5 protein-coding genes are annotated in these 6,356 nt (G+C 60.1%); 4 read left to right on the forward strand and 1 reads right to left on the reverse strand.

Going from position 1 to position 6,356, the window contains the following annotated elements; genetic code table 11:
- Positions 1-88: 88 nt before the first annotated feature.
- The gene (locus ACSHSS_RS29395; protein ID WP_007180429.1) at positions 89-1,780 is read right to left on the reverse strand and encodes a site-specific integrase; all 1,692 of its coding nucleotides are present in this window, start codon (positions 1,778-1,780) and stop codon (positions 89-91) included.
- Positions 1,781-1,923: 143 nt separating this feature from the next.
- On the opposite strand from ACSHSS_RS29395, the gene ACSHSS_RS29400 reads away from it, so the two are divergent.
- The 4 genes from ACSHSS_RS29400 (at position 1,924) to ACSHSS_RS29415 (ending at position 6,218) form a co-directional block, all read left to right on the forward strand.
- Positions 1,924-4,950 (forward strand): Tn3 family transposase, encoded by a 3,027-nt coding sequence (locus ACSHSS_RS29400; protein ID WP_007181927.1) that lies wholly within the window; start codon positions 1,924-1,926, stop codon positions 4,948-4,950.
- Positions 4,947-5,309, forward strand: a complete 363-nt coding sequence (locus ACSHSS_RS29405; RefSeq protein WP_156903410.1) for a hypothetical protein — start codon at positions 4,947-4,949, stop codon at positions 5,307-5,309. The genes ACSHSS_RS29400 and ACSHSS_RS29405 overlap by 4 nt, the downstream gene beginning before the upstream one ends.
- Positions 5,306-5,569, forward strand: a complete 264-nt coding sequence (locus ACSHSS_RS29410; protein WP_007180432.1) for a hypothetical protein — start codon at positions 5,306-5,308, stop codon at positions 5,567-5,569. Before ACSHSS_RS29405 ends, ACSHSS_RS29410 begins: the two co-directional genes overlap by 4 nt.
- A 76-nt stretch (positions 5,570-5,645) precedes the next feature.
- On the forward strand, positions 5,646-6,218 hold the full coding sequence (locus tag ACSHSS_RS29415; protein ID WP_007180433.1) for a hypothetical protein: 573 nt from the start codon (positions 5,646-5,648) through the stop codon (positions 6,216-6,218).
- The last annotated feature ends 138 nt before the right edge of the window (positions 6,219-6,356 follow it).

Here is a 6,356-nt window from a genome sequence, read left to right on the forward strand (position 1 = left end):
GGGGTTCTACGCCGGAACCCCAGAAAATTCCGTCATTCCACATTGTGAACGTCAATCGGTTTGTTGCCTGACGTGCCGAGCGAGTAACTCAGTCGGTAAATGCCTGCCCGAACTGCCGTGCCCGCTTTACATCGTCGGTATGCAAGTAAATCGACGTGGTCGAAATCGACGCGTGACGCAGGTTATCTCGTACGGCGCTCAGCTCAACCCCTCTGGCGATCGCGTGGGTCGCATGGGTGTGCCGCATCCAGTGCGGAGAGGCCCGATGCAGCTTTTCAGCCAGCACCGGATGGTCGTTCTTGATAATCTGCGCGACGAGCCGAAAAAACCGGCGCATGACTTCCCACAGCCGCAAGGGCTTGATGCCGGCATCGGCGTCGTCAAGGCTGCCAATCAGGGACGTGGTCGGATTCCAGTGAGCACGGCTGACAGGAAGCCCCCGCTCCTGCAGATATCGGTCCAGCGCTGTGCGCGCTAGGGGTGTCAGGGTAACGCGGGCTGGCTTGCCGCCCTTGCCGACCACGTGCAGCCAGTGATCACCGGCTGCGTCGACTTCGATGCTGCGCAGTGTGGCGTCAGCCAGTTCGCTGATCCGCAGTCCCGTTGCGTAGCCGAAATCCAGCATGAACCGCAACCGTTGCGCAGCGGGCGCCTGCCAGCCGTACGACCACTCGAGCCCGTTGGCGATGGTGCGCGTCAGCATCCATTCTCCTTCGGTGAAAGCGTGCGAGGTTTCAAGAGCCATGGCGCGCTTGCTGCCGCGTACCTTGATGCCGGAGAATGGGTTGGCCACGACGTAGCGCTGCTCGACCAGCCAGCGGAACATGGCGCTGAGCACGGCAAGCGCATGCGCAATCGAACGGGCCGAGAGGTTGTCGACAAACGGGCGCCAGTCCGTTGATGTGCGCGGCCGCGGTGGCCCGACCCAGCGTTCTCGCGGTGTAGGTCTGCGCAGAAACGCCCTGTAGTCGGTGGCATCCCGGGTGGTCAGCGAAGACAGCGCCTTGCCGCGAGCAACGATGCCCCAGAGAATCAGCCGTTCGGCTTCCTTGCGGTAGGCCCGCTGCGTGGCCGGGGATTCGTGCAACGCGAGCCATGCCTGGATAGCGTCGTAATCGTTGTCGACGCCGAGGATGCAGGCCGACACCGGTGCGCGGAAGGCGCCGGCGGATCCGTCGATCTCGTGCGGTAGCCGTAGTTGCTCCCAAGGCGTCACGACTGACTGCCGATCCGCGATGATCAGTGCGCGGGCCCGCTCCGTGAGCGCCGGGTACGCGGCAAAGAAGGCCTCGATCCTTCTTGCACTGGCCGGCCCGAGACCCGGAATGACGGTCCACCACTGCCGGCGACGCGGAATCCGTACCGTGAGATCGGCCAGGGTCCGGATGCCGGCCGCGTGCAGGGTGCGGGCAGCGCGATTCGGCAGCCAGTGCGCAATGTCGTCGCCGATCTGCGGAGCTGGCGCAGGCATGATGCGCAGTAGCTCGACAGCCTGCGTGGTGGCGCGCGCATGATGCATACGCTTTTGGGCCGGGCATTCGAACAGCGTGGCCAGATCTGCCCGCTGTCGGTTACGGGCATAAAGTGCCAGTTGCCGGCGGATCTGGCCGATGACGCCGCGGGCTGACTGGCTGTGGCTGAGCCGATCTTGCATGTACCGGTGTGCCGCCTCACGCGAGGATGCGCCCTCGTACCAGGCACGCAGCGCTGCCAGTGCATCAGCATCAGGAAAGTCGGTCGGGATGTCGGCGGCGGACGGGCTCGTGGGGCGCGTTTTCATGTCATCGAGTTTAATATGGAAACAATGCCACAGAGATAATAAAGCTTATCTCTGTAGAATGCGGGAGTTCAATATTTCTGTCGTACCCCATGTCGTGATATCACAAAATTGAAGGATCTGACGTTGCGTGGAGAGGATGGTCGATGATCAACAAGAATAAGCTGCTCAGCGTCTTTTCCGACGCCGAACAGGAAGCCCTGTATGGCCTGCCTGATTTCGACGATGCGCAGCGGCTGGAATACCTGGCATTGACCGAATCCGAACTGGCGCTCGCCAGTAGCCGGCCCTCCATACCCGCGCAGGTCTATTGCATCTTGCAGATTGGCTACTTCAAGTCCAAGCACGCCTTCTTCCGCTTCGATTGGGACGAGGTTGAGGACGATTACGATTTCGTGTTGAGCCGCTATTTCCACGGCGAGCCGTTCGAACGCAAGCCGATCACCCGGCACGAGTACTACGCCCAGCGCGAACAGATCGCTGAACTGTACGGCTATCGACCGTGGGTGGCCGCCTTCCTGCCGCAACTCATGCAGCAGGCCGCGCAGATCGTACGTCGCGACGTGACACCGGGATTCGTCGCCGCCGAGCTCATCGTGTGGCTCAATGAGCACAAGATGATCCGGCCCGGCTACACGACCTTGCAAGAGCTAGTCAGCGAAGCCCTGTCCGTCGAACGTCGGCGGCTGGGCGACCTGCTCACCGGCGTATTGGACGAATTGACCCAAACCGCGCTAGACCAACTTCTGGTGCGCGATGATACTCTGTCGAAACTGGCGGCGCTGAAACAGGATGCCAAGAATTTCGGCTGGCGTCAGATGGTCCGCGAACGCGAAAAGCGCGGCACGCTGCAGCCGTTGCACGAAATCGCCAGGACGCTGCTGCCCCGGCTGGATATCTCGCAGCAGAACGTGCTGTACTACGCAAGCCTGGCGAACTTCTATACCGTCCACGACCTGCGCAACCTGAAGGCGGATCAGGCGCAGCTCTACCTGCTGTGTTACGCCTGGGTGCGCTTCCGACAGCTCACCGACAACCTGGTCGATGCGATGGCCTTCCACATGAAGCAGCTCGAGGAAGAAAGCAGCGCGGGCGCGAAACAGTCACTCATCGCCGAGCAAGTAAAACGCCATCGGGAAACGCCGCAGATCGGCCGCCTGTTGTCGCTCTATGTGGACGACAGCGTAGCCGATCCGACGCCGTTCGGCGAGGTGCGTCAGCGCGCCTATAAAATCATGGCCAAAGATGTGCTACAAAACACGGCGCAACGCATGACGGTCAAGCCGCTGAGTCAACTGGCACTACACTGGTTGGCGGTGGACGGCCTAGCCAAACGTATTCGCCGTCACCTGCGCCCCTTGTACGTCGAGCTCGACTTCGTCGGCACCTCCCCAGACAACCCGTGGCTCGCGGCGCTGGCTTGGGTCAAGGGGGCCTTCGCCAAACAGCAGCGCCTGTCACAACGACCGCTCGCCGAATGTCCCGCGGCCACGCTGCCGAAGCGCCTGCGACCGTACCTGCTGATCTTCGGCGCTGATGGTCAGCCGACCGGTTTGCACGCCGATCGCTACGAATTCTGGTTGTACCGCCAGATCCGGAAGCGCTTCCAGTCGGGAGAGATCTATCTCGACGACAGTCTGCAACATCGTCACTTCTCCGACGAGCTTGTTTCGATGAACGAGAAGGCCGACGCGCTGGCGCAGATGGAGATCCCGTTCCTGCAGCAGCCAATCGATGCCCAACTCGATGCGTTAGCGGCCGAGTTGCATGCACAATGGCTGGCCTTCAACCGAGAGCTGAAACAGGGCAAGCTTACGCACCTGGAATACGACAAGGATACGCAGAAGCTGATTTGGCGCAAACCGAAAACCGAGAACCAGAAGGTGCGTGAGCAGGCATTCTACGAGCAACTGCCATTCTGCGATGTTGCCGACGTGTTCCGCTTCGTCAACGGCCAGTGCCAGTTCCTGTCGGCGCTGACGCCATTGCAGCCGCGCTACGCGAAGAAGGTAGCGGACGCCGATAGCCTGATGGCGGTTATCATCGCTCAGGCAATGAACCATGGCAACCATGTCATGGCGCGCACCAGCGACATTCCGTACCACGTTCTGGATAGCACCTACCAGCAGTATCTGCGTCAGGCGACGCTGCATGCGGCCAACGACTGCATCAGCAACGCCATCGCCGCGCTGCCGATCTTCCCGTACTACTCGTTCGATCTCGATGCGCTGTACAGCGCCGTCGATGGGCAGAAATTCGGCGTCGAGCGACCGACCGTGAAGGCGCGTTACTCGCGCAAATACTTCGGACGAGGCAAAGGCGTCGTCGCCTACACGCTGCTGTGCAATCATGTCCCGTTGAACGGCTACCTAATCGGCGCGCACGAGTACGAGGCGCATCACGTGTTCGACATCTGGTATCGCAACACGTCGGATATAGTGCCGACTGCGATCACCGGCGACATGCACAGCATCAACAAAGCCAACTTCGCTATCCTGTATTGGTTCGGGTTGCGCTTCGAGCCTCGCTTCACAAACCTCGATGACCAGTTGCAGGAATTGTATTGTATCGACGACCCGGCGCTGTACGAGAAATGCCTGATTCAGCCGATCGGACAAATCGATCGGCAGCTCATCACCAGTGAGAAGACAAATATCGATCAGATCGTCGCCACGCTGGGCCTCAAAGAGATCACGCAGGGCTCGCTGATCCGCAAACTATGTACGTACTCGCAGGAAAACCCGACACGTCGCGCGATTTTTGAGTTCGATAAGCTCATTCGTACCATCTACACGTTGCGTTACCTGCGCGACCCGCAGCTCGAGCGAAACGTGCATCGCTCCCAAAACCGCCTCGAGTCTTACCATCAGCTTCGTTCGACCATCGCCCAGGTCGGCGGCAAGAAGGAATTGACCGGCCGCACCGACATCGAAATCGAGATCAGCAACCAGTGCGCCCGGCTGATCGCCAACGTCATCATTTTTTACAACTCGGCGATTCTGTCGCATCTACTGACGAAATGGGAGGCCAGTGGCAACGCCAAGGCGCTGGCGCGGCTTACGCAGATATCACCGGCAGCCTGGCGGCATATCCTTTTGAACGGGCACTACACTTTTCAAAGCGACAACAAAATCGACCTGGACGCGCTCATTGCAGGGCTCGAATTGGAGTGATCGAATTTTCGGCGGTTCTGGCTTGGAATCCCTTATTCCTGTTACGGTGGAATACGATGCCACAACCAGGTAATCCTTTACCCCCAGCCGTGGTCAACACCTGGCGACTGAGCGTCGGCACGTCGCTGTTCGTGATCGATATCCTGGCCGACGGCAGCTGGCGACCGGCGTATATTGCGCCAAAGCGGCTGGGTGGCTGGACGATGGATGTGTTGCCGAACATGCCGCCGACGTTAGTCGATATCGCTCCCTCGGTACGCACCTGGGCGCGACAGTACGGCGCGAATGTAACGAACCGGCGCACGCCGGCGCGCCGGTTTCCCGCGCAAACCGCTTCTTCGAACAGGACGCCAGAATGAACATGCTGAAACGTCGTCTCGATGCGACAGACGAAAAGCTGCAGGAGCTGAAAACAGCCCGCAAAGCGGCAGCTAAGGCGCAGCGCCAGCAGGTCAAGCAAACGCGCGCGGATCGCGAGCGAAAGATCATGCTGGCCGGCGAGGCGTTGCTGCGGCGTGTCGATCGCGGCGAGTGGGATGAAGCCGATTTCCGCGCGATGATGGACGATTATCTGTCGCGGCCCGCCGATCGCGCGCTGTTCGAGCTCGACGATGTATAGCCTTTGATGTTCGACGTCGACGCACCGCACAGCCAGGTCGGCAAATGTTGATTTGATTCACGATGAAGGATGCCCGATGCTGCCAACGCTCCGCATGAACCGGAATTTTGTCGAGGCCTTGCTGGCCGAGCGCGCGCCCTGCTTTGCGATGGGACTCGTGGCCGAGGGCCAGACGCACTATGCTTGCCTGGCACTGCGGCCGGTGGATGACATTCCGAACGACGTAACACGCAGCGGTTTCAACTTTGGCCACTCGATACGCGGCACCGACGACTTCGAGGTCGTACACTTCGGCTTAGAGTTTTACGGCTACCGCATCTTCAATGCGCTGATCAATCCGAGCAACTTCATCGCCAGGACAATCCTGTCGCACATGGTCGACACGAAGGCGTTTTTCTTCTTCGCGGTCAACCCGTCAGGCGGTGTGACGGTGTTCAAGTCCGGCATCGGTGAATGCAGCCTGGACAGCATCGAGTCTAATCTCGAGCGGATACTGCGCTCGAGCACGTCCGATGCTCAGTACGACGCGGCGCTGACAACGTTCAGCGACCATCCAGATCCGGTCGGGCCGATGCTGCACTGGGTTTGCCGGGACTGCGAAGATTGTCTCGACCTGTCCCACAATGTAATCGAACTGGGCCCCGCGTAACGGTCCTGATGGTCCGTGTGACCGAGACCGTCATGTCACTCACCGGACGTCGCTCCAACATTCTTCGGCTGGAATAAGCCGATTAATGTTCACAATGTGGAACGACGGAATTTTCTGGGGTTCCGGCGTAGATCCCCA

The sequence above is a fragment of the Burkholderia sp. BC1 genome, from assembly GCF_052683555.1.

Bases quoted from the DNA above. Each gene is read 5' to 3' on its own strand.
- ACSHSS_RS29395 (WP_007180429.1), bottom strand. From the start codon at position 1,780: ATGAAAACGCGCCCCACGAGCCCGTCCGCCGCCGACATCCCGACCGAC.
- ACSHSS_RS29410 (WP_007180432.1), top strand. From the start codon at position 5,306: ATGAACATGCTGAAACGTCGTCTCGATGCGACAGACGAAAAGCTGCAG.
- ACSHSS_RS29400 (WP_007181927.1), top strand. From the start codon at position 1,924: ATGATCAACAAGAATAAGCTGCTCAGCGTCTTTTCCGACGCCGAACAG.
- ACSHSS_RS29415 (WP_007180433.1), top strand. From the start codon at position 5,646: ATGCTGCCAACGCTCCGCATGAACCGGAATTTTGTCGAGGCCTTGCTG.